The organism is Alkalispirochaeta alkalica DSM 8900 (assembly GCF_000373545.1).
GTDB classification, from domain to species: Bacteria; Spirochaetota; Spirochaetia; order DSM-27196; family Alkalispirochaetaceae; genus Alkalispirochaeta; species Alkalispirochaeta alkalica.
The window spans coordinates 1-1,033 of the sequence record NZ_KB891757.1 but is presented as its reverse complement, the minus strand read 5'-3'; the positions used below and the strand labels follow the sequence as shown (position 1 = coordinate 1,033).

The following is a 1,033-nucleotide window of genomic DNA, read 5'->3' as shown; positions in this document are numbered from 1 at the left end:
TCCTGCGTTATATCGCGAAAATTTTCCAGATTCTGAACACTGGTCTTGTCTGCTTCCTGAATACGCTCCGTAATTGACGTGAGGGAATTTTCAATTATTCGGGCATTCTCACCGGTCGACTCAGCCAGTTTGCGTATTTCTTCAGCAACAACAGCAAAACCTCTCCCTGCCTCTCCGGCGTGCGCACTTTCGATGGCAGCATTCATTGAAAGCAGATTGGTCTGTCCCGCAATACTGTTAATTATATCGATGATATCCATCAAATTCTGAATATCAGCCGTTATTTCGCGGATAATGGAAAAAGTACTCTCCACTTTTTCGTTACCGGTTTCAGCAGCCTGAACCAGAGATTGGATTCCCCTGTTCCTGTCCTCGGCCAGGCGGGAAACACTGTTAATTGAGGCGGTCATTTCTTCGATGGCACTGGAGGATTCGACAATATTTGTTGACTGGCGTTCCATGCCTTTGGCCTGATTGGCCAGCTTGCGATCGATTTCTTCAACCGAATGCTGAACATTGCTGATAACTTCATCCAGATTGGCAAACTGTTTCTCGATACTCTGAATATTGCCACTAATCTGTGTGATAGCAGCTGCCGATTCGGCCGTGCTGGAGCCAAGGTTCTGACACAGCTGCGTGGCTGCTGATGATGTGTCCTTGATATCACGTATAATAGCCTGCAATTGATCGACCACTGAGTTGATATGCTTGGCCAGCAAACCGGTTTCATCTTTCACATTGATGTTAACCGAGGCCGTAAGATCATGCTGGCTGACCTGATTCATTGAATCCTCTATGATCTGTAATCGGCGAACCAATCGCGAGGTGAACCCGAGCACCAGTCCAACTACCAGCACCATTCCGAACAACATCATTAATATGGAATTCAGAATTAGCTGCTGTGACTGCTGTGCCACTTCTTCATTTAGAAAACCAGGCATATCAGCTAACAAGTCTTCAAGCGGCGCCGCTGCCGACTCAATTCGTCCCACCAGTCGAGCCAGCTCGTTAACAGTATCTTCATATTGGTCAA

The 1,033-nt window shown here is 47.0% G+C and carries 1 protein-coding gene; it reads right to left on the bottom strand.

The annotated features are described in order from the left end of the window. A partial coding sequence (locus B071_RS17690; protein ID WP_157703232.1) for a methyl-accepting chemotaxis protein occupies positions 1-992 on the bottom strand: 992 nt, incomplete at its 3' end. Positions 993-1,033: the final 41 nt, after the last annotated feature.